Origin of the sequence: Nocardia sp. NPDC051052, assembly GCF_044456045.1 — a bacterium.
Taxonomy (GTDB): Bacteria; Actinomycetota; Actinomycetes; order Mycobacteriales; family Mycobacteriaceae; genus Nocardia.
In genome coordinates, this window is record NZ_JBITFL010000003.1 from 376216 (window position 1) to 397504 (window position 21289).

Annotated in this window: 23 protein-coding genes and 1 riboswitch; of the genes, 13 read left to right on the forward strand and 10 right to left on the reverse strand. The window is 68.7% G+C overall.

Going from position 1 to position 21289, the window contains the following annotated elements; genetic code table 11:
- Positions 1-284: 284 nt before the first annotated feature.
- The 4 genes from otsB (at position 285) to ACIBCN_RS12080 (ending at position 5722) form a co-directional block, all read left to right on the forward strand.
- Positions 285-2855 carry a trehalose-phosphatase gene (gene otsB / locus ACIBCN_RS12065; protein ID WP_396991534.1) on the forward strand — a complete coding sequence of 857 codons (2571 nt, stop codon included), beginning with the start codon at positions 285-287 and terminating at the stop codon, positions 2853-2855.
- A 187-nt stretch (positions 2856-3042) separates the two neighbouring features.
- Positions 3043-3927, forward strand: a complete 885-nt coding sequence (locus ACIBCN_RS12070; protein WP_396991535.1) for a metal ABC transporter solute-binding protein, Zn/Mn family — start codon at positions 3043-3045, stop codon at positions 3925-3927.
- 11 nt (positions 3928-3938) lie between these two features.
- The gene (locus tag ACIBCN_RS12075) at positions 3939-4856 is read left to right on the forward strand and encodes a metal ABC transporter ATP-binding protein (protein ID WP_396991536.1); all 918 of its coding nucleotides are present in this window, start codon (positions 3939-3941) and stop codon (positions 4854-4856) included.
- A gap of 29 nt (positions 4857-4885) precedes the next feature.
- Positions 4886-5722 carry a metal ABC transporter permease gene (locus ACIBCN_RS12080; protein ID WP_396991881.1) on the forward strand — a complete coding sequence of 279 codons (837 nt, stop codon included), beginning with the start codon at positions 4886-4888 and terminating at the stop codon, positions 5720-5722.
- 19 nt (positions 5723-5741) lie between these two features.
- On the opposite strand, the gene ACIBCN_RS12085 is transcribed toward ACIBCN_RS12080, so the two are convergent.
- The gene (locus tag ACIBCN_RS12085; protein ID WP_396991537.1) at positions 5742-6335 is read right to left on the reverse strand and encodes a dihydrofolate reductase family protein; all 594 of its coding nucleotides are present in this window, start codon (positions 6333-6335) and stop codon (positions 5742-5744) included.
- Positions 6336-6541: 206 nt separating this feature from the next.
- On the opposite strand from ACIBCN_RS12085, the gene ACIBCN_RS12090 reads away from it, so the two are divergent.
- Positions 6542-7714 (forward strand): acyl-CoA dehydrogenase family protein, encoded by a 1173-nt coding sequence (locus ACIBCN_RS12090; RefSeq protein WP_396991538.1) that lies wholly within the window; start codon positions 6542-6544, stop codon positions 7712-7714.
- 55 nt (positions 7715-7769) lie between these two features.
- Entirely contained in the window at positions 7770-8579 is an 810-nt protein-coding gene (locus ACIBCN_RS12095; RefSeq protein WP_396991539.1) for an enoyl-CoA hydratase/isomerase family protein, read from the forward strand.
- On the opposite strand, the gene ACIBCN_RS12100 is transcribed toward ACIBCN_RS12095, so the two are convergent.
- The 6 genes from ACIBCN_RS12100 to carD form a co-directional block, all read right to left on the reverse strand.
- The gene (locus ACIBCN_RS12100; protein ID WP_396991540.1) at positions 8576-8854 is read right to left on the reverse strand and encodes a DUF4190 domain-containing protein; all 279 of its coding nucleotides are present in this window, start codon (positions 8852-8854) and stop codon (positions 8576-8578) included. The genes ACIBCN_RS12095 and ACIBCN_RS12100 overlap by 4 nt on opposite strands.
- Before the next feature lie 200 nt (positions 8855-9054).
- A complete protein-coding gene (gene rlmB / locus ACIBCN_RS12105; RefSeq protein WP_396991541.1) occupies positions 9055-10035 on the reverse strand; it encodes a 23S rRNA (guanosine(2251)-2'-O)-methyltransferase RlmB in 981 nt (326 codons plus the stop codon).
- Positions 10035-11465: a cysteine--tRNA ligase gene (gene cysS / locus ACIBCN_RS12110; RefSeq protein WP_396991542.1), complete on the reverse strand. Its 1431-nt coding sequence runs from the start codon at positions 11463-11465 to the stop codon at positions 10035-10037. The genes rlmB and cysS overlap by 1 nt, the downstream gene beginning before the upstream one ends.
- Before the next feature lie 65 nt (positions 11466-11530).
- Positions 11531-11998, reverse strand: coding sequence for a 2-C-methyl-D-erythritol 2,4-cyclodiphosphate synthase (ispF, locus tag ACIBCN_RS12115; protein WP_396991882.1), 468 nt, complete (start codon positions 11996-11998; stop codon positions 11531-11533).
- Between the two features lie 2 nt (positions 11999-12000).
- Complete coding sequence (ispD, locus tag ACIBCN_RS12120) at positions 12001-12726, reverse strand: 2-C-methyl-D-erythritol 4-phosphate cytidylyltransferase (RefSeq protein WP_396991543.1); 726 nt, start codon at positions 12724-12726, stop codon at positions 12001-12003.
- 2 nt (positions 12727-12728) lie between these two features.
- A complete protein-coding gene (gene carD / locus ACIBCN_RS12125; RefSeq protein ID WP_058853337.1) occupies positions 12729-13217 on the reverse strand; it encodes an RNA polymerase-binding transcription factor CarD in 489 nt (162 codons plus the stop codon).
- Between the two features lie 342 nt (positions 13218-13559).
- On the opposite strand from carD, the gene ACIBCN_RS12130 reads away from it, so the two are divergent.
- Both ACIBCN_RS12130 and radA read left to right on the forward strand, forming a co-directional pair.
- A complete protein-coding gene (locus tag ACIBCN_RS12130) occupies positions 13560-14288 on the forward strand; it encodes a hypothetical protein (RefSeq protein ID WP_396991544.1) in 729 nt (242 codons plus the stop codon).
- Between the two features lie 119 nt (positions 14289-14407).
- Positions 14408-15820: a DNA repair protein RadA gene (gene radA, locus ACIBCN_RS12135; RefSeq protein WP_396991545.1), complete on the forward strand. Its 1413-nt coding sequence runs from the start codon at positions 14408-14410 to the stop codon at positions 15818-15820.
- 25 nt (positions 15821-15845) lie between these two features.
- Here radA and ACIBCN_RS12140 read toward each other — a convergent pair whose 3' ends face one another.
- The gene (locus ACIBCN_RS12140; RefSeq protein WP_396991546.1) at positions 15846-16535 is read right to left on the reverse strand and encodes a hypothetical protein; all 690 of its coding nucleotides are present in this window, start codon (positions 16533-16535) and stop codon (positions 15846-15848) included.
- A 122-nt stretch (positions 16536-16657) separates the two neighbouring features.
- Positions 16658-17281 carry a carbonic anhydrase gene (locus ACIBCN_RS12145; RefSeq protein WP_396991547.1) on the reverse strand — a complete coding sequence of 208 codons (624 nt, stop codon included), beginning with the start codon at positions 17279-17281 and terminating at the stop codon, positions 16658-16660.
- Positions 17282-17371: 90 nt separating this feature from the next.
- Between ACIBCN_RS12145 and ACIBCN_RS12150 the strand changes: the two genes are divergently transcribed.
- Positions 17372-18268 carry an A/G-specific adenine glycosylase gene (locus ACIBCN_RS12150; RefSeq protein WP_396991548.1) on the forward strand — a complete coding sequence of 299 codons (897 nt, stop codon included), beginning with the start codon at positions 17372-17374 and terminating at the stop codon, positions 18266-18268.
- A gap of 45 nt (positions 18269-18313) precedes the next feature.
- On the opposite strand, the gene ACIBCN_RS12155 is transcribed toward ACIBCN_RS12150, so the two are convergent.
- Positions 18314-19075, reverse strand: coding sequence for an alpha/beta fold hydrolase (locus tag ACIBCN_RS12155; RefSeq protein WP_396991549.1), 762 nt, complete (start codon positions 19073-19075; stop codon positions 18314-18316).
- An 82-nt stretch (positions 19076-19157) separates the two neighbouring features.
- Between ACIBCN_RS12155 and mhuD the strand changes: the two genes are divergently transcribed.
- From mhuD to ACIBCN_RS12175, 4 genes are all read left to right on the forward strand, one after another.
- The gene (gene mhuD / locus ACIBCN_RS12160) at positions 19158-19472 is read left to right on the forward strand and encodes a mycobilin-forming heme oxygenase MhuD (RefSeq protein ID WP_396991550.1); all 315 of its coding nucleotides are present in this window, start codon (positions 19158-19160) and stop codon (positions 19470-19472) included.
- 78 nt (positions 19473-19550) lie between these two features.
- A riboswitch (cobalamin riboswitch) is annotated at positions 19551-19706 on the forward strand.
- 27 nt (positions 19707-19733) lie between these two features.
- Positions 19734-19928, forward strand: coding sequence for a CbtB-domain containing protein (locus ACIBCN_RS12165; protein WP_396991551.1), 195 nt, complete (start codon positions 19734-19736; stop codon positions 19926-19928).
- The gene (locus ACIBCN_RS12170; RefSeq protein ID WP_396991552.1) at positions 19919-20752 is read left to right on the forward strand and encodes a CbtA family protein; all 834 of its coding nucleotides are present in this window, start codon (positions 19919-19921) and stop codon (positions 20750-20752) included. The genes ACIBCN_RS12165 and ACIBCN_RS12170 overlap by 10 nt, the downstream gene beginning before the upstream one ends.
- A gap of 35 nt (positions 20753-20787) precedes the next feature.
- Entirely contained in the window at positions 20788-21288 is a 501-nt protein-coding gene (locus ACIBCN_RS12175; RefSeq protein ID WP_396991553.1) for a hypothetical protein, read from the forward strand.
- The last annotated feature ends 1 nt before the right edge of the window (position 21289 follow it).

Consider the following 21289-nt stretch of genomic DNA (forward strand, 5'->3'; position numbering starts at 1 on the left):
CAGAATTCGCGCCTGCGGCCCGCTGCTCGGTGTAGCCGGGTAGCGCGAGTTTTGCGAGGCCCCCGCACTACCGATCGCACATCGGCATGATTGCAGCGCACGCGAAGAAGTGACCAGTCGTGGCCGCTCGGACCCGAGTTCGGGCGGTCGCCGCGCACTCCGGTGCGAACGGGCGGAAAATTACACACAGCGCACGCATAGCGGCGGGCGTCGGTGCGGCAAATCTGACCCAGTATTGTTCTGCCCGCCCATGAAAAAACTCCTCCGATCACTAGGTTGGATGCGTGAGCGCACAGGATCTGCCACTGGAACTTCGTCGTGCACTGTCGACAGTCGCGCGAGTGCCGAGACTGTTGGTTGCCTCGGACTATGACGGGACGCTTGCGCCCATCGTTTCCGACCCGGCGAAGGCCTTTCCACACCGGGAATCGGTGAGTGCGTTACGCGCGCTCGCCGGACTCACCGGTACCACCGCCGCGGTCATTTCCGGCCGCGCACTGCGAGACCTCGCGGCATTGTCGAGACTTCCGGTCGAGGTACAACTCATCGGTAGCCATGGCTCGGAATTCGATGTCGGTTTCGTGCACGCCATCGACAACGACGCCAAACAACTGCTCCAAGAGGTGCAGACCGCGCTGACCCAGGTCGCCTCGGAAAACCCGGGCGTCACCGTGGAGATCAAACCGGCCAGTGTCGCGCTGCACGTGCGCAACGCGAGCCCGGAGATCGGGCACCGGGCGCTGACCAACGTCCGGCAGGGTCCGGCGCTGTGGTTCGGCGTGCAGGTGACCGAGGGCAAGGCCGTCATCGAACTGGCCGTGGTGCAGACCGACAAGGGCACCGCACTCGACACCATCCGGCATCAGGCCGCCGCGTCCGCCGCGGTGTTCTTCGGTGACGACGTGACCGACGAGAAGGCCTTCCGCGTCCTGTCCGGCCCCGACCTCGGCATCAAGGTCGGCGAGGGCGACAGCCAGGCCAAGTACCGGGTCGACAGCACCGAGGCCGTGTCCTGCGCGCTCGCCTTCCTGCTCGAGGAGCGGCGCACCTGGCTGGCCGGTGCGAGCGCGCCCCGGATCGAGCGGCTGACCATGCTGGCCAGCCCGCGCTCGGTGGCGCTGCTGACACCGGACGCGACGGTCACCTGGTTCTGTCACCCGGAGCCGGATTCGGCCGCGGTGTTCGCCCATCTGCTCGGCGGTCCGCAGGCCGGGCACTTCACCATCGAGCCGGAGCGACCGGGCCTGCCGCTCTCGCAGCGCTACATCGACAGCACCATGACGGTCGAAACCCGTTGGGCCAAGCTGCAAGTGGTGGACTATCTGCCGCACGATGTGCCCGCGACGCGCACCGACCTGACCCGGGTGATCACCGGTGACGCGAAGGCCGTCGTGACGTTCGCGCCGCGCCCGGAATTCGGCCAGGTGCCGGTGAGCATCGAGGCGACGGAGCACGGGCTGCGGGTGCTCGGCACCAACGATCCGATGGTGTTGCGGTCCCCCGGCCTGACCTGGGAGATCCTCAGCGACGGCACGCACGATTCCGCGCGCGCCATCGTCGACCCGGCCAAGGGGCCGATCGTGCTGGAAATGCGTTGCGGCACCTCCGATCTCAAGCCGGCCAAGGCCGACGAGCTGGAGCGGCGGCGGCTCGCCGAAGGCTACTGGTCGCAGTGGGCGGGCACCTTGCAGCTGCCGCCGCTGAAGCCGGATCTGATGAAGCGCTCGGCACTCACCCTGCGTGGTCTCGTGCACGCGCCGTCCGGCTCCATCCTGGCCGCGGCCACCACGTCGCTGCCGGAAGACATTGGCGGCGTGCGTAACTGGGACTACCGCTACTGCTGGTTGCGCGACGCGTCGCTGACCGCGCAGGCGCTGGTTTCGCTCGGGTCGCTCGGCGAGGCCGAGCAATTCCTCGACTGGGTGCACAAGGTGCTCGAGACGCTGCCCGGCCCCGAACGGCTGCACCCGCTGTACACGCTGTACGGCGAGACGCTGCCGCCCGAGGCCGTGATCGACCAGCTGCCCGGTTACGCGGGGTCGCGCCCGGTCCGGGTCGGCAACGCGGCCAACATGCAGGTGCAGCTGGACGTGTTCGGTCCGATCGTCGATCTCATCGCCAGCCTGTCGCACGCGCGGGAGCTCCAGGGCATCACCGATCCGGCCGCGGCACTGCCGGACGCGGACTGGGAACTGGTGCGCGCCATGGTTTCCGCGGTGCAGCGGCGCTGGCAGGAACCCGACCACGGCATCTGGGAGATCCGCGGTAACCCGCGCCATCACGTGTACTCGAAGGTGATGGGCTGGCTGACCGTCGACCGGGCGCTCATCCTGGCGCAGAAGTTCGCGCGCGAGGTCGACCCGGCCTGGGCGGTGCTGCGCGACACCATCGCCGACGAGGTGAAGTCCAAGGGCTGGAACGACGAGGTCCAGTCGTTCACCGCGGCCTACGACGGCACCGACCTGGACGCGGCCACCCTGCACATCGGGCTGAGCGGATTGATCGATCCGTCCGATCCGCGCTTCGCCGCGACCGTCGTCGCGACCGAGGCCGAATTGCGCAGCGGCTCAACGGTGTACCGGTACCACCACGACGACGGCCTGCCCGGCGGCGAGGGTGGCTTCCACCTCTGCGCGGCCTGGCTGGTGGAGGCGTACCTGCTGATCGGCAAGCGCTCGGACGCCGAGGCGCTGTTCGCTCAGCTGGTGGACGTGGCCGGACCGACCGGACTGCTCAGCGAGGAGTACGACCCGGTGGCCGAACGCTCGCTCGGCAATCACCCGCAGGCCTACAGCCACCTCGGCCTGCTGCGCTGCGCGCAGCTGCTCGGCCAGCCGGTGGAGGTGCTCGTCTAAACCGTTCCATCTCGGTTCTCCCGGGCCCGTCGACGGCCGCGCAAGCGCGCGTCCCGGTCGGCGGGCCCGGACTCGTCTCAGCGGCGCTCAGTTGCTAAAGTGAAACAGAAACCATTTCCATTAAGCTGCGTAGTGTCACCCGCTCGAGTGCGTCACCAGCTGTTGAGCGTCACAGGAGTGCCCCCGCGTGAAGACAAGCATTGCCATACGGTTCGCCGGCGTCGCTGTGGGGGTTGTCGCCGCACTCTCGCTTGCCGCGTGCGGCGGCGACACGAAGGATTCGGGTAAGCCGACCGTCATCGCCTCCACCAATGTCTGGGGCGATATCGCCGCGACGATCGCGGGGCCGGACGCTACCGTCGAGTCGATCATCAGCGATCCCACCGCCGACCCGCACTCGCACGAGACCTCGGCCGTCGAGTCCGCCAAGCTGCGCGACGCCGACCTGGTCGTCTTCAACGGCGGCGGCTACGACGAGTTCGCCGAGAAGGCCGTGGCGGGACGGAACAAGCGCACGGTGGACGCGTTCGAGTCCCGGCCGGACAAGGGCGACCAGAACGAACACGTCTTCTACGACATGAGCACCGTCGCCGCCGTCGCGGACCGCATCGCGGGCAGCCTCGGCGAGCTGACCCCCGGCGCCGCGAGCGCCTTCACCGAGCGCGCCGCCACCTTCAAGAGCGGACTGGCCGGAATCACCGCGATCGCGGGCAAGCTCGCCGCCGAGCACCCGAAAACGCCGGTGCTGCAGACCGAACCGCTGGCGCACTACCTGCTGCTGGCCGCCGGGGTCGAGGATCGCACGCCGCACGAGTTCCAGGAGGCGATCGAGCAGGAGACCGATCCGGCGCCCGCCGCGGTCGCCGCGACCCGGGAGCTGTTGACGGGCAGGCAGGTTCGCGCGCTGGTGTACAACGTGCAGACGCAAGACAAGATCACCAAGGACCTGCGTTCGGTGGCGCAGTCGAACGGGCTGAAGGTCGTCGAGGTGACCGAAACCCTGCCCGCCGGAGTGGATTACCTGCAGTGGCAAACCAAGAACGCGCAGGCACTCAGTGCGGCACTGAGTTGACGAGCACTGCGATGAACCAGGGGGTCGCGGTGACCGAATACACCGAACAGGCTCGGCGGCAAGCATTGTCGAACGGTGCACCGGCGGTCCGGCTCGACGGGGCCCGGTTGGCCTTCGGCGAGCGGACCCTCTGGCAAGAGTTGGATCTCGAAGTGGCGCAGGGCGAATTCGTCGCCGTGCTCGGGCCCAACGGATCCGGCAAGACCTCGCTGCTGAAGGTGCTGCTCGGCCAGCTCGGCCTCAGCGCGGGCACCGCGCAGGTCGCGGGCGCGCCCGCGCGGACCGGCAACCCCGATATCGGCTATGTGCCGCAACAGCAGACGATCGACGCCGGGGTGCAGCTGCGCGGCGTCGACCTGGTCGGGCTGGGCTATGACGGCCACCGCTGGGGGCTCGGACTGCGGGCGCGGGCCGACCGCAAGCGCAGGGTCGCGGCCGCCATCGCCGATGTCGGTGCGGAGAAGTTCGCGCACGCGCCGCTGGAGACCATGTCCGGCGGCGAGCAACAGCGGCTACGGGTGGCCCAGGCGCTGGTCGGCGACCCGAAGGTGCTGCTCTGCGACGAACCGCTGCTCAGCCTGGACCTGGCGAATCAGCGGCTGGTGGCGGAGCTGATCGACAAGCGGCGGCGAAGCCACGACACCGCGGTGCTTTTCGTGACGCATGAGATCAATCCGATTCTGCCGCTGGTGGATCGGGTGCTGTACCTGGTGGACGGCAAATTCCGGATCGGCACGCCTGCGGAAGTGATGACCTCGGCGGTGCTGTCGGAGCTGTATCAGACCGAGGTCGATGTGCTGCGGGTGCGCGGGCGGTTGGTGGTCGTCGGAACCGGGGACACGATGGACGCGCTCGGCACGGCCGGAGCGCACTGCCACGGTGACACCCCGGCGGTCGTCGAACCGGAAGCGAGCGTGGTCCGTTCGTGATCGACAAGCTTTCCGGGGTGCTCGGCAAGATGTTCGACTTCGGCACCACCGCGAACCTGATGTCCTACGACTTCGTGCAGCAGGCGGTGCTCGCCGCCGCGCTGCTCGGGCTGCTGTCCGGGGTGATCGGGCCGCTGATCATCAGCAGGCAGATGTCGTTCGCGGTGCACGGCACCAGCGAGCTGTCACTGACCGGGGCGGCCGCGGCGCTGCTCGCCGGGGTCGGCGTCGGCGTGGGTGCCATCGCCGGATCGGTGGTGGCGGCGGTGCTCTTCGGATTGTTGGGAACGCGTGCCCGAGAACGTGATTCGGTGATCGCGGTGGTGCTGTCGTTCGGGCTCGGGCTGTCCGTGCTGTTCCTGTGGCTCGGTCCGGATCGGGCGGGATCGAAGTTCTCGCTGCTGACCGGGCAGGTGGTCAGCGTGGGCAACAACGGGATCACGTTGCTCGCGGCCTGCACCGTCGGCGTGCTCGCGGTGCTCGCGATCGTCTACCGGCCGTTGCTGTTCGCCAGCTCCGACCCGGAAGTGGCGGTGGCACGGGGTGTTCCGGTGCGGGCACTGTCGATCGTGTTCGCGGTGCTGCTCGGCATCACCGCGGCCTTCGGGGTGCAGATCGTCGGTGCCCTGCTGGTGCTCGCGTTGCTGATCACGCCCGCCGCGGCAGCCGCCCAGCTGACCGCGAATCCGGTGCGGGCCACCCTACTTGCGGTGGTCTTCGCCGAAATCGCCGCGGTAGGCGGCATTCTGCTGTCACTCGCGCCCGGCGTTCCGGTGTCGACGTTCGTCACCACGATCTCGTTCCTGATCTATCTTGTCAGCCGGGTGATCGGCACCCGACGCCGCCGGGTCGCCCGCGCCCGCTGAGGTCCTGCCCCTTCGGATTTCACGCGGTCGGCTGGCCGACTCGGTAGCGGACGAGGAGGTTGTCGGAGTCGTCGAAGGTGCGGGCGTCGATGGGGTGCAGGGATGGCAGGTTCGCCGGAAACAGCGGGGTGCCCGCGCCGAGCGGGGTCGCGCCGATCATCAGGTGCAGTTCGTCGATCAGGCCGGGTGCCGCCAGGTCGTTCCACAGCACTCGGCTCGCGAAAACGACTATGTCGCCGCCGCTTTCCTGCTTCAGCGCGCGCAATGTCGCGTGCGCGCCGGCCCGGGCCACGATGGTGGTGTTGGCCGCCCACGGGTGGCCGGCGGCGGGTGGTTCGGCGTGATCGGCGACGACGAGCTTGTCGATGGCGTTGTAGCGCTTGGCGAATTCCTGGTTCGTCGCCGACGCCGACGCGTCCTGCGCGACGTTCGGCCAGAAGCCCTGGAACAGACCGTACGAGTTGCCACCGAGTACCACGGTGCCTGCCGTGCTGATCCGCTCCAGGTTGTAGCGATCGAAGGCCGCGTCCATCGGCATGGCCATCACGTTGCCACCGGGGCCCTCGTAGCAGCCGTCCAAGGACATGACGTTGACGACGATGAGCTTGCGCATCGGTTTGTTCCTTTCGATTTCGCGAGCCACGGTGGCGCGCACTGACAGGTCGAAACATGGCCGCTGATCTCTACGCATCTCCGGCGCAAGTTGCATAACGTTCGGGTAACGGCCCGCCAGGCGTGTTGATGGCAGGTGCCTTCAGTCACGCGGCCGGGGTTTCGTATGCTCGACGCACGCATCCTCCGAACGATTGGTGACCAACGATGATCGACTTCTCGATGCCCGCCGAGCTCGCCGCCGAACGCGATCGCGTCCGGCAGTTCGTCATCGACAAGATCGTTCCGTTCGAGCGGGATCCGCGGCTCACCGCGCACGGGCCGACCGACGAGCTGCGCCAGGAACTGGTCGAGCTGGCCCGCGCCGAGAAGCTGCTCACCGTGCAGGCGCCCGAGTCGCTCGGCGGACGCGGGCTGTCCCATATCGAGCAGGCGGTGCTCTACGAGGCGGCGGGCTGGTCCACCCTCGGCCCGATCGCGATGAACTGCGCGGCACCGGACGAGGGCAATATGTTCCTGCTGTCCAAGGTCGCGAACCCGGAGCAGATCGAGCACCACCTGGCGCCGATGATCGCCGGGCAGCACCGCTCGGTCTTCGCCATGACCGAACCGGACGGCGCGGGCTCGGACCCGGCCCAGCTGGCCACCGCCGCCACCTTCGACGGCGAGAACTTCACCATCAACGGCCGCAAATGGCTGATCACCGGAGCCAACGGCGCCAAGACCTGGATCATCATGGCGCGCCTCGCGGAGAACCCGCACCTGCCCGCCGGACCGACGCTGTTCCTGACCGACGGCGACCAGCCTGGCATCGTCATCGAACGCACCATGAACACCATGGACCGCAACTACGTGGCCGGGCACGGCGTCGTCCGCTTCGACAACCTCACGCTGCCGCAGTCCGCGCTGCTCGGCGACGCGGGCCAGGCGCTGCGCTACGCCCAGCTGCGGCTGGCCCCGGCCCGGCTCACCCACTGCATGCGCTGGCTCGGTGCGGCCGAGCGGGCGCAGCGCATCGCGGTGGACCACGCGCGCACCCGCACCGCGTTCGGCAAGCCGATCGGCGACCACGAAGGCGTGTCGTTCATGTTGGCGGACAACGAGATCGCGCTGCATCAGTGCAGGCTCACCATCTGGCACGCCTGCTGGCTGATGGATCAGGGCGAAAAGGCGCGGCACGAGAGCTCGATCGCGAAGTCGTACGTCTCCGAGGAGCTGTTCAAGGTGGCCGACCGGTGCGTGCAGGTGCTCGGCGGCATCGGCATCAGCGACGAGACGGTGGTCGAGATGATCTTCCGCGACATCCGCGCCTTCCGGCTCTACGACGGTCCGACCGAGGTGCACAAGTACGCGATCGGGCGCAAAGTACTGCGTGGTTGAGCGAGGTTTTTCGGGCCAGGGTCAGGGCGCGGCCTCCTGGACTAACATCGCTGGCATGAGTTCGGAACTGCACGTCGATGTCTCCGCGGGCATCGCCGTGCTCACGCTCAATCGGCCCGCTCAGCAGAACGCCTTCACCCCGGCAATGGCCGCCGAATTGAGCGCCGCGTTGCAGCGCTGCGATGTCGAGGACAACATCCGGGCCGTCGTGATCACCGGCACCCCGCCCGCGTTCTGCGCGGGCGCGGATCTATCCAGCCGGGTCGGCGACGTCAGCGCCACCATCGAGCCCGCGCCGTGGCGGGTGCGCAAACCGGTGATCGCCGCGGTGAACGGGCACGCGGTCGGCATCGGGCTCGCCCTGGCGTTGCAGTGCGACCTGCGCTACATGGCGCAGGACGCGATCTACGGCCTCAACCAGGTTCGGCGCGGCGTACTCGCCGACGGCTACTCGCACTGGACGCTGCCCCGCCTGGTCGGCATGGCCAATGCCGCGGACATCATGCTGACCGGTCGCACCTTCGACGGCGACGAGGCCAAGGCGATGGGCCTGGCCAACGGGTGCATGCCGGGCGGCGAGGTGCTGCCGATGGCGCTGGCCATCGCGCACGACATCGCCAACGGGTCCGCGCCGCTGCCGGTGGCGATGTCCAAGCGGCTGCTGTGGGAGGGACTCGGGATGAGCCCGACCATGGTCGGGCAGCTGGAGACCGACCTGAACGAGCACGTCACCAAGAGCATCGACGGCGGCGAGGCGATGGCGGCGTTCAAGGAACGCAGACAACCCAATTGGACCGGCAGCGTCAGCGAGGAATGGCCGGCCTGGGACGACAAGGGCGACCAGGAGCGACCCAGCCTAGGCTAAGCGTGGCCGCCGAGCAGGATCATCAGGTACAGCAGCGCGAAGACGATCATCAAGACGGTGCCGATGATGCCGAGGACGTACCCGACCACCACCTGAACGCGCCCACCGTAGGCGCCGTGGGATTCCTCGATCTGATCCAGTGCCCGCTTACCCATCGCCCACGCCACCGGCCCGAGCACGCCACAGCAGAGCACGCTCGCCGCACCGAGCCACAGCACCGCCGTCGCGTTTGGATGCTCGACCGGATTCCCGATGGGCTGGTTGGGTATCACCACGAGCCGAATTCTACGGTGCTCCTCCGCCTCTCCGAGACTTTTGCCGGTCGCGGTGTGCCCGGGCGCGTTTCGCGCCGGGCCTGCGGTCGAGCAGCCGGGCAAGTTTCGGGCGTGCCCGGCGAGTTACCCGCGTTCTCGCCAAATCAGTTGTCGCGCGGCAATTTTCAGATGGCCGGATCCGATCGCGGATCCCGCGGTGCTCAGCCTCGGCGCTGGCGGGCGATCTCGGCGAGGACGACGCCCGCGGCCACCGAGGCGTTCAGCGATTCGACCGGGCCCGCCATCGGGATGCCGAGGATCGAGTCGCAGTTCTCGCGGACCAGGCGCGACAGGCCCTTGCCCTCCGAGCCGACCACGATGACGGTGGGTTCGCGGCCGTCGAAGTCGTCGAGGGTGGTGTCGCCGCCCGCGTCGAGGCCGACCACCTGGATGCCCTGCGAGGCCCAATCCTTTAGCGTGCGAGTCAGATTGGTGGCGCGGGCGACGGGCAGCCGCGCGGCGGCACCGGCGCTGGTTCGCCAGGCGACCGCGCTGACGCTGGCGCTGCGGCGCTGCGGGATCAACACGCCCTGGCCACCGAAGGCGGCGACCGAACGGATCACGGCGCCGAGGTTGCGCGGGTCGGTGATGTTGTCCAGGGCGACCAGCAGCGCGGGCTCCGGCGAATTGCGGACCTCGGCGAGCAGATCGTCCGGATGCGCGTAGCGGTACGGCGGCACCTGCAGGCCGACGCCCTGGTGCAAACCGTTGGCGCTCAACCGGTCCAGGTCGCCGCGCGGCACCTCGAGAATGGAGATGCCCGCGTCGGCGGCCAGCTGCACGCTTTCGGACAGCCGTTCGTCGTTCTCCGCGCCGAGTGCGACATACAGCGCCGAGGCGGGCACGCCCGCACGCAGGCACTCGACCACCGGGTTGCGACCGAGCACCATTTCCGGAGCGTCGTCGTCCTTGCGTCCGGCCGCGCGGCCCGCGCTGCCACGCGGGCCACTGCCGCCCTTGGCGGCGGCCTTCGCCGCGGCGGCGGCGCGCTTGGCCGCGGGATGCTTGGTGCGCTCGACGGCGGGCGGGGTCGCGCCGCGACCCTCGAGCCCGCGCCTGCGCTTACCGCCGGAGCCGACGACGGCGCCCTTTTTGGTTCCGCCCTTGCGGATCGCACCACGACGCTGCGAATTGCCTGCCATTACTTGGCCTTTCCAGGTTGTAGCGCGTCCGGCGCCGTAAGCGGCGCAGCGCCAAGGGCCCATTCAGGCCCATTTTGCGTGTCGGTGACCTCGATTCCGGCTGCCTGCAATCGATCGCGCGCGGCATCGGCGCTCGCCCAATCCTTGTCTGCTCGCGCCTGTTGACGGCGGTCGAGCTCGGCGCGCACCAGCACGTCGAGCGCGCCAAGTGCCGCCGACGAGTCGCGTGGGGTGAACCAGTGCGGATCCAGCGGGTCGACACCCAGAATACCGAGCATGGCGCGGAGCTGTCCGGCCAGGTCCCGCGCGCTGTCGATCGCGCCCGATTCGAGCGCCTTGTTGCCCTCGTGCACCACGCGGTGGATTTCGGCAAGGGCCTTCGGCACGGCGAGGTCGTCATCGATGGCCGCGGCGAACGCGTCGGTCCACTTGCCGACCGGGATGTCGCCCGCGCGGTCCGCGGTCCGGTGGATGAAGGCCTCGATGCGCTGATAGGACTGGGCCGCGTCGTTGAGCGCCTTGTCCGAGTACTCCAGCATCGAGCGGTAGTGCGCGCTGCCGAGGTAGAACCGCAGTTCCACGGCGCGCACATGGGTGAGCACGTTCGGCACCGACAGCACGTTGCCCAGCGACTTGGACATCTTCTCGCCGCCCATGGTCACCCAGCCGTTGTGCAGCCAATACTGGGCGAAACCGTCGCCGGCCGCCTTGGATTGGGCGATCTCGTTCTCGTGGTGCGGGAACACCAGATCCATTCCGCCGCAATGGATATCGAAGTCGGGGCCGAGGTAGAACTCGGCCATCGCGGAGCATTCCAGATGCCAGCCGGGACGACCCGGTCCCCACGGCGACGGCCAGGTCGGCTCGCCGGGTTTGGCGGCCTTCCACAGGGTGAAGTCGCGCTGGTCGCGCTTGCCTTCGCCCGCGCTCTCGCCCTGATGCACGTCATCGAGGCGATGACCGGACAGGCTGCCGTAGTCGGGGTAGCTCACCACGTCGAAGTAGACGTTGCCCTCGGAGGCGTAGGCGTGCCCGCGATCGATCAGTCGCCGCATCATGTCGACCATCTGCGTGATGTGGCCGGTAGCCCGCGGCTCCACCGACGGCGGCAGCACGCCGAGGGTCTCGTAGGCGTTGTCGAAGGCGCGCTCGTAGGTGGCCGCCCACTCCCACCACGGCCTGCCCGCCTCGGCGGCCTTGTTGAGGATCTTGTCCTCGATGTCGGTGACGTTGCGGATGAACCACACGTCGTAGTCGTGCGCGAGCAGCCAGCGGCGCAGCACGTCGAAGGCGACGCCGCTGCGCACGTGGCCGATGTGTGGCGCGCCCTGCACGGTGGCACCACACAGGTACACCGTGGCCCGGCCGGGGACCAGGGGCGCGAAGTCGCGCATGGTCCGCGTGTCGGTGTCAAAAAGGCGCAGCGTCACGGCGTTCGATCCTAGCTGGTAGATGAGGCTGTACCCGGACCCGGCTCAGGTCCTTCGGAGCGGGGTCAGCGACAGGATTGCAGCAGGGCGGTAGCCATGGCGGCAATGCCTTCGCCGCGGCCGGTGAGCCCGAGGCCATCGGTGGTGGTGCCGGAAACCGAGACGGGGGCGCCGAGCAGCTCACCGAGCAATTGCTGGGCCTCGTCGCGGCGCGGTCCGATCTTGGGTCGATTGCCGATCACCTGGACCGCCGCGTTGACGACTTCGAAGCCGGCCTCGCCGAGCAGCCTGCGCACTTCCTTCAGCATGGCGGCGCCGGAGACGCCCGCCCATTCCGGGCGTCCGGTGCCGAAGACCGCGCCGACATCGCCGAGCCCGGCCGCGGACAGCAGCGCGTCGCAGAGGGCGTGGGCGGCGACGTCACCGTCGGAGTGTCCGGCGCAGCCGTCGTCGCCGTCGAAGCGCAGTCCGGCCATCCAGCATGGGCGGCCGGGTTCGATGGGGTGCACGTCGCTGCCGATGCCGACTCGCATGGTCACCAGGCCACCGCCCGGCGCGCGTCCGCGCCGTCGAGCACCGCGTGTGCGAGCACCAGATCGAGCGGGGTGGTGATTTTGAAAGCCAGGGGGTCGCCAGGGATGGTGTGCACCTGGTTGCCGAGCAGTTCGACCAGTCCGGCGTCATCGGTGGCTTGGACGCCCTCGGACAGGTAGGCCGAGCGCAGCAGTTCGCCCGCGAAGCCTTGCGGAGTTTGAATGGCGCGCAGCTGTGCGCGGTCCGGGGTGCCGGTGACCGCGCCCGCCGCGTCGACGGACTTGATGGTGTCGGTGACCGGAAGCGCGGGGACCACGGCGAGATGTCCGGCGCGCAACTCGGTGGCGACGCGAGCGATGAGCTCGGGCGGCGTGAGGGCGCGCGCGGCATCGTGCACGAGGTAGTAGGCGGCCTCGGGTGCGGCGGCGAGGCCTGCCCGCACCGAGTCGATGCGTTCGGCGCCGCCGACGACCACGTGCACCGAATCCGAGGGCGGCAGCAGGGCAACGGCGCTCTCGACGAATTCGGCGGGAACCATAACGATGATCCGATCGACCGCGCCGGAGGCGATCAAGCCTTCGACGGCGAGTCGGACCATAGGGCTGCCGCCGATCGGGACGAACGCCTTGGGTGTGGCTTCACCCAGGCGGACGCCGCGACCGGCGGCAGGCACCAAAGCAACGACGGTTCCGTCGGTGAGACGAGCACCGTTGTCGAGATTATTCACGGTCAGGAAGCCGCGGCGAGGACCTCGTCCAGCAGCGTCTCGGCCTTGCCGTCATCGGTCCCCTCGGCGAGCGCGAGCTCACCGACGAGGATCTGACGGGCCTTGGCGAGCATCCGCTTCTCACCGGCGGACAGGCCGCGATCCTGCTCTCGACGCCACAGGTCGCGGACGACCTCGGCCACCTTGTTCACATCGCCGGAGGCGAGCTTCTCCAGGTTGGCCTTGTAACGGCGGGACCAGTTGGTCGGCTCCTCCGTATGTGGCGCGCGCAGGACCTGGAAGACTTTATCGAGACCTTCCTGGCCGACGACATCACGTACGCCGACGTATTCAGCGTTCTCTGCGGGAACCCGAACAGTCAGATCGCCTTGGGCGACCTTCAGGACCAGATACTCTTTTTGCTCACCCTTGATGGTGCGAGTCTCGATAGCTTCGATCAGCGCCGCTCCGTGGTGGGGGTAAACGACGGTGTCTCCGACCTTAAAAATCATGTGTCCCGTGCCCCTTTCGATGTTCACAGTTTAACATGCGACTCGGTAACGGCGCGATCAACTGTGCAGGTCAGGGCCACAACGAGGCGGCGGCGGGGCTTGACAATGACCGCCTGTTGTGCATTATGTTGTGCCAGAACGGGTTACCTCCCCGCGCTGCCCCCGTCCCGGCCCCCCGACCTGACCTGGCAGCGCGTCCGCGATCCGCCGATGCTCGACCGATCTGTTACCAACGACCCGCGCGTCGCGAGCCCCGGCTCTCGGTCCGCTGGCGGAACTACTACGCTGCCTAGTTACTACTCTCCCTTGCGGAGTGACCCGGTCGACATGGAGGGACAACCCGTGACTGCCCTGAAAGCTGTGACCGCCCTGAAGAAGGCGCGACGTCGCATGGTGCCGGTTGCCGCACTCGCCGCGGGCGCGGCGATCGCACTGACCGGCTGTAGTTCGGGCCAGATCTCGCAGACCGCGGACCAGGTTGCCGCGATCAACGGCAACCACGCCGACATCGGCAAGATCGCGCTGCGCAACGTGCACATCGTCTTCCCCGCTCAGGGCACCGAATACAACAACACCAAGGGCGGCAAGGCGGTGATCGCGCTGTCGATCATCAACAACAGCCCGTCGGTGCCCGACGAGCTGACCAGCCTCACCACCGACCTCGGGACCGTGAAGATCACCCCGGCGACCGGCAAGGCGACGGTGGAGCTGGCGCCGCAGCAAACCGTGGTCGCGGCCACCAAGCCGGTCAAGGCCGCGTCACCCGCGGGTGACGCGCACGGCGCGGCGCCGACCTCCCCGGCCGCGCCGACCTCGGCCAAGCCGGACGCGCACGGCACCGACCACGCCGACGTGGCCGAGGCGACCACCGATCCCGAGGCGCACCCGATCCTGATCGAGATCACCGGCCTGTCCAAGGACATCACGCCTGGCCTCACCTACAACGTGGCGTTCAACTTCAAGCAGAACGGCACCGTGCAGGTCCAGGTGCCGGTCGACGCGGGCGCCACCGAGCGGCACGAGTCGGACAAGTCCGGCGCGGCCGAGGCCGAGCACACCGGCGGACACTGAGCGTCTAGCCCCCTTACAGAGACGGCTGCCACACCAATCGGTGCGGCAGCCGTTCTTTATCCGGCCTGGCGCGAGCCGCGGGCGGGCATGTTGTCGGACGCGGTACGTAAGGTGCGCGTGTGGCAAAGACCAGGTCGATCTTCCGGTGCTCCGCCTGCACGCACGAGGTCGCCAAGTGGGTGGGTAAGTGCCCCGACTGCGGCGCGTGGGGCACCGTCGACGAGGTAGCCGTCGCGGCGACGGGTGCGGGCGCACCGGCCAGGCGCGCGATGCTGCCGAGCACCGCCGCCGCCCCGATCTCCACCATCGACTCCAAGATCACCAGGGCGCGGCCGACCGGGGTCAGCGAGCTCGACCGGGTGCTCGGCGGCGGCGTCGTCCCCGGCTCGGTGGTGCTGCTCTCCGGCGAGCCAGGCGTCGGCAAGTCGACGCTGCTGCTCGAGGTCGCGCACCGCTGGGCCAGGCAGCACGACGCGAAGTCGCTCTACGTCACCGCGGAGGAATCGGCGGGACAGGTGCGGCTGCGCGCCGACCGCACCGGCGCGGTGCACGAAAGGGTGTATCTGGCCGCGGAATCCGATCTTTCGACCGTGCTCGGGCACGTCGAGCAGGTGCGGCCGACGCTGCTGGTGGTCGACTCGGTGCAGACCATGCTCGCGCCCGAGGTGGACGGCGTGATCGGTGGCGTCACCCAGGTGCGCGCGGTGACTTCGGCGCTGACCTCGCTGGCCAAGGCGAGCGGGATCGCGGTGCTGCTGGTCGGGCACGTCACCAAGGACGGCAATGTCGCGGGCCCGCGCACCCTGGAACACCTTGTCGACGTGGTGCTGCAGTTCGAGGGCGACAAGAACTCGTCGCTGCGCATGGTGCGCGGCCTGAAGAATCGCTTCGGCAGCGCGGACGAGGTCGGCTGTTTCGAGCTGCACGAGGACGGCATCGCCTGCGTCGACGACCCGTCCGGCCTGTTCCTGCACCACCGCACCGATTCGGTGTCGGGCACCGCGGTCACCGTAGCGATGGACGGCAAGCGGCCGTTGGTGGCCGAGGTGCAGGGGCTGACGGTGGAGACCGAGATCCCGAATCCGCGCCGCGCGGTCAGCGGGCTCGACTACAACCGGGTTGCGATGGTGCTAGCCGTGCTGCAGAGCCGCGGCAAGGTGTTCCTCGGCAAGTCCGACGTGTACGCCGCGACGGTCGGCGGCATGCGGCTGCTGGAGCCCGCCGCCGACCTGGCCATCACGCTCGCCATCGCCAGCGCCAATTCCGAGGTGGCCATTCCGGCGGGCTGGGTGATCCTCGGCGAGGTGGGCCTGGCCGGCGAGGTGCGCAAGGTGACCGGCCTCGAGCGCAGGCTGGCCGAGGCCGAGCGGCTCGGCTTCACCACCGCGCTGGTGCCGCCCGGTTTCACCCCGCTCAAGCGTGGCGGCATGAAGATCCACGAGGTCGCCGACGTGCGCTCGGCCATCCGCATCACCGGCACGCGCAAGCAACGCGCGCAGAAGGAGCCGAAGGAAGTGGCACCCGATTTCTAACGGGCCCAGCCGAATCCGGGTTTGCTCAGGCCGGCGTCAGATTGAACGGTTCCGGCGAGCTGTGCAGCGAGCCGAATTGCGCGATGACCTGGTACGCACCGGCGGGCACCGGCACCCGCTCGCCGACGCAGCCCTGCTGGGACGTGGTGCCCGACCAGCGCACCGTGAACAGCGCCTGCTCACCGGGTTTCAGGTTCCGCTGGTTCGACTCGTCGACCGGCGAGCAATCCGAACCCGTCCAGAACCGGCGCTGACCGTCCAGCGACAGCACCGACGCCTGGATCTGGGCCAGGTTCATGTCCCGCTGACACGGCGAGCTGGAGATGTTGGTGATGACGATCCGGAAGTTCGGCTGCTCGCCGACCCGATAGGTCGGCTGGTCCACACTGATCTTGATCGCCAGCGACTGATCGGGGCACTGCCCCGGCCCCTGGGCGGGCTCGTTCGAGGCGGGCGAGGCGCCGCTCGACGTCGCGGGCGCGCCGGATTCGCTTGGGCCCGCGGCCTTTGTCGTGGTGACATCGGCGGGCTTGCTCGTCGTCGTAGACGACGATCCGGCCGCGACGGACTTGGTGTCACCGGGCGAGTCGCCACCGCGGGACACCGTCAGCACGAGCCAGATGACCAGCGCCAGCGCGACGACCAGTGCGCCGATCGCCAATGCGCGACGACGCCAATAGATCTCCGGTGGCAGCGGTCCATTCGGTTCCAGCACGCCTCAACGGTAAGGGCACGACCGGGCGCGATGACTCATGCGCACGGCGTGTCGGTCCGGAATACGCGATCGTGGCGAGTAAATTCCGGCCCGCACGCTGGGCAAACGGCGGCGACCCCGGCTCAGGCGAGCTCGCCGATGTTGCCGACGACACGCTGCAACTTCACCTGTCCGTCGGCGAGCTTGTATGTGACACATGCGATCGCGCATTCGCCGGTCGCGACGCGCTGCGAGATGATCATCGACCGCTGCATGAGCAGCCTGCTGGTCTCGACCACATGCCTGGCCTCCATCTCGTCGACGGTGGACAGCCCCTCCCTGCGGCCGATCAGAATGGAAGGCGTGACCCGCTCGACCACGCTGCGGATGAATCCGCCTGGTACCTCGCCGCCGTCCAGCGCATCGATGGTGGCTTTCACCGCGCCGCAGCTGTCGTGCCCGAGCACCACGATCAGCGGAACGTCGAGGACCTGTACCCCGTACTCGATCGAACCGAGCACCGAGCTGTCGACGACGTGGCCCGCGGTGCGTACCACGAACATATCGCCGAGGCCCTGGTCGAAGATCAACTCGGCGGCGACCCTGGAGTCACCGCAGCCGAAGAGGATCGCGGACGGATGCTGGCCATCGACGAGCTTGGCTCGATCGACAGCGCCCTGGCTAGGATGCTGCAGCGCACCGGAGACGAAACGGTCGTTGCCTTCACGCAAAGACTTCCAGGCACTGATCGGATTTGAATCAGGCATACCCACCATTGTGCACATGGCTTGTGTTACCAGCGAGTTCGTTTGGTTACGGGTCGGCAAATACCGGCCAGCGGCAGTAGGACAGGAACCGTGAGGAAAGCACCGAACAGCATCGATGCGGACGTGTTGCTCGACTGGTACGAGGAGACCGCGCGCGACCTACCGTGGCGTCGCGGCGAGGTCACCGCGTGGCAGATCCTGATGAGCGAGATCATGCTGCAGCAGACCCCGGTGGTCCGGGTCGAGCCGATCTGGCGGGAATGGGTGGCGCGCTGGCCGGTGCCCTCGGCGATGGCGGCCTCCTCGCAGGCCGAGGTGTTGCGCGCGTGGGGCAAGCTCGGTTATCCGCGCCGGGCGCTGCGGCTGCACGAATGCGCGCGGGTGCTGGCCGCTGAGCATGGCGACGAGGTGCCCACCGAGGTGGACGTGCTGCTCGGCCTGCCCGGCATCGGGGCGTACACGGCGCGGGCGGTCGCCTGTTTCGCCTACGGGCAACGGGTTCCGGTGGTGGACACCAACGTTCGTCGGGTGGTTGCCCGGGCCGTGCACGGTCGCGCCGAGGCGGGGAATCCGTCGTCGCGGGATCTGCCCGAGACGGAAGCGCTGCTGCCGCAACAGATCGACCGTGCGGCCGTGTTCTCGGCCGCGCTGATGGAACTGGGTGCGACGGTGTGCACGGCGCGCACACCGGACTGTTCGCGTTGCCCCTTGCCGACTTGCGCATGGGTCGCGGCGGGCCGCCCCGTCTCCGAAATCGTCCGTCGCACACAGAAATACGAGGGCACCGATCGCCAGGCGCGCGGCAGGCTGCTCGACGTTCTCCGCGGCGCGACGGGTCCGGTGGAGCGAGTCAGCCTGGACCTGGCTTGGCCGCGCGACCCCGGTCAGCGCGCCCGGGCACTGGACTCGCTGCTGGTCGACGGACTGATCGAGCAGACCACAGACGGCCTCTTCGCGCTCGCCGGGGAGGGCGGCAATGCCCCCTGACCCCACAGCCGCACGCCTTTCGGAAATCAAGAAGTGCGCGGGGAGTCAGGACGGGTGCGACTCGGGGGTGAGGACGCGGCGGAGGAAACGTGCAACGGCGGTGCGGTATTGCCCGGGTTGGTCGTCGTGCACGAGATGGGCTGCGCCGGAAACGAGTACGTAGTCGGCATCGGGATGCGTCTCGGCCATCTGCCGCATCTGGCCGGGCGGGGTGATGGTGTGCTCGCCCTCGAGCAGCAGCGCGGGCACCCGGATGGCGTGCCACTGTGGCCAGAAGTCGCGGCTCCCCCACTCGTCGGAGATATCGCGGAACGTCGCCACCGATCCGTGCAGCCGATATCCGTCCGGGCCGTGCTCGAACGAATTGAGGAAGTACCGCCCGGCGACCGGCCCGAAGAACTTCAGCACCGCGTCCGCGTTCGGAAACGGTTGCGGCCACGCCTCGATCATCGCCGCCCAGTTCGCCGCCGTCCGGCCGGTGAAATCCGGGGCGATGTCCTCGATCACCAGCGCGCGCACCCGCTCGGGGTAGGTCGCGGCGAACACCCAGCCGTGCAGCGCGCCCATCGAATGCCCGATCACCACCATGGATTCGGTGATGTCCGAGGTCGCGGCGGCCAGATCGGCGACGAATGCCTCGGTGGTCAGCTCCTCCGGTGCCGGCCTGCCGTGCCCGGCCGCGTCGAAGGTGTAGACGTGGCCGTAGTCGCGCAGCCAGTCCAGCTGCTCGTGCCAGGTCCTGGCACTGCCCATCAATCCGTGCAGCAGCAGGATCGGTACACCCGCTCCGCCTTCGTCGTGCAACACCCCGCTGATTCTGCCGGGCTCGCTCGCGCGGTGTGCGGTACCCCCGATATGACCCATACCGGGCGGTCGTATTGTCGAGCCCATGGCTGTTGTGAAGATCAACGCGATCGAGGTTCCCGAGGGCGCGGGCCCCGAGTTGGAGAAGCGGTTCGCCCACCGTGCGCACGCGGTCGAGGGCTCGCCCGGTTTCCTCGGCTTCCAGTTGCTCCGGCCGGTCGCCGGTGACAAGCGGTACTTCGTTGTCACCCAGTGGGATTCGGAAGAGTCGTTCACGGCGTGGCGGGACGGGCCCGCGCGCGAGGCGCACGCAGGCGAGCGGCAGCAGCCGGTCTCCACGGGTGCGTCGCTGCTGGAATTCGAGGTCGTCCTCGACGTGTCCGCGAAGGCCGCCGACTGACGTTTCGAGCGTTGCCGGGCAGGCTGACCTGCCCGGCGACTCGCCCGGCACCGGGGTGCCACCGCGCTGGTCGTATTGACGGCCGGTGCCTCCAGGTGTCACAGTTCGAATGACAAAACGCGAGGGTGATGCGGGAATCCGGTGAAATTCCGGAGCGGTCGCGCCACTGTGTTCCATGCACCGAGTTCCTGGGTGCCGGATAGCCAGACACCGGCATCTTCGCACCCATTCGACGGGACGCGCATCCCTAGGAGGACTCACATGGCAATCGCGCATTCGCCGAGCCGGGCAACCGATTCACTGGCCGCTGTGCTCGTCGCAGTCGGTGTCGTTCTACTCGCACTGCTCACGCTGTACCTGGTCGGCTTCGATCAGGGCGTCATCTCGCGCAGCGGGATGTACCTGCATGAGCTGATGCACGACGGACGCCACCTGCTGGGCCTTCCGTGCCACTGACCTCAGCCAACCCGCCGACTCCGTCGGCTGCCGTCCCGCTGATCGGTTCACTCAAGACCCTGTTGCTGCGCGGCCTGCTGGCCGGTCTCATCGCCGGTCTGCTGGCCGCCTCGGTCGGCTTCTTCGTCGGCGAGCCGAAGGTCGATGCCGCCATCGCCATCGAGGAAGCCGGTTCGGCGGCGGCGGATCATCCGCACGGCGCGCAGCCGGAGGGGACCGGCCATTCGCACGGTGACGAGGAAGAACCGCTGGTCAGCCGGACCGGACAGAAGGCGGGACAGTTCCTCGCGCTCGGCCTGGCCGGTCTCGCGCTCGGTGCCATCTTCGCCTCCGTCGCCCACTTCGCCCGCCGCTACAGCACGCTGTCCGGGCCGAAGCTCGCGCTCGGACTCGGGCTCGGCGGCTGGGCCGCGATCGTGGCGGTGCCGTTCTTCAAGTACCCGGCGAACCCACCGGCGGTCGGTGATCCGGAGACGATCAACCAGCGCACCCTGCTCTGGGTGGCCGCCGTGCTGCTCGGTCTGGTGGCCGTCGGCGCGAGCGTGTACGTCTACAAGTTGCTGCGCGGCCGGCTGAGCACGTTGCGGCTGATCGGCGGCCTCGCCGCGTTCGTCCTCGTCGCCGCGGCGGGCTACATCCTGCTGCCGGGCATCAACGAGGTGAAGGCGGACTTCCCGGCCGCGCTGCTGTGGCAGTTCCGGGCGGCCTCGCTGGCCGAGACCGCGACGCTGTGGGCCTGCCTGGCCCTCGGCTTCGCCGCGCTCAGCGAATTCGCCACGCGCAGTGATACTCCGGTACGAGAGTCGATCGCTACCGCGGGCTGATCCGCGTCCAGAAGACGAAGGGCAGTGTCGGTGTCATGACCGGCACCGCCCTTTCCCTTTGGCCCGCACCGCTGCGTTCGGGCGCACCAGCGCAACCACCACGCCCCGTCCGCGTCGCGTTCGTCGGTCTGGTTGCCGCCCTGCTCGCCGGGGTCGCCGAGGCGATCGTGCAGACCGCGCTACTGCTGGAGCGCGACGAGGTCGACCTGGCGGGCTTGGCGACCGGTCTCGGCGTGCGAGTCGGGATCTACCTGGTCGTGCTCATCGTCGCGATCCGAATGACGCACGGCGCCCGCTGGGCCCGCATTCTGCTGACCTTCGGCATCGGCGTGATCGGCCTGCTCTCCCTGATCATCGAACCGCTCGCGGCGCTGCTGTCCGCGGACAAGTTCGGCGACCTCTTCGCCCACATCACCGTCGAATCCGCGCTGATCGGCATGTTCCGCGCGGTCCACGTCGTCGCGGTCCTGGTGGCAATCCCCGCGATGTACCGCCCCGCGGCCCGCCGCTACTTCTCCCCCGCGCGGCGGCAGTGAC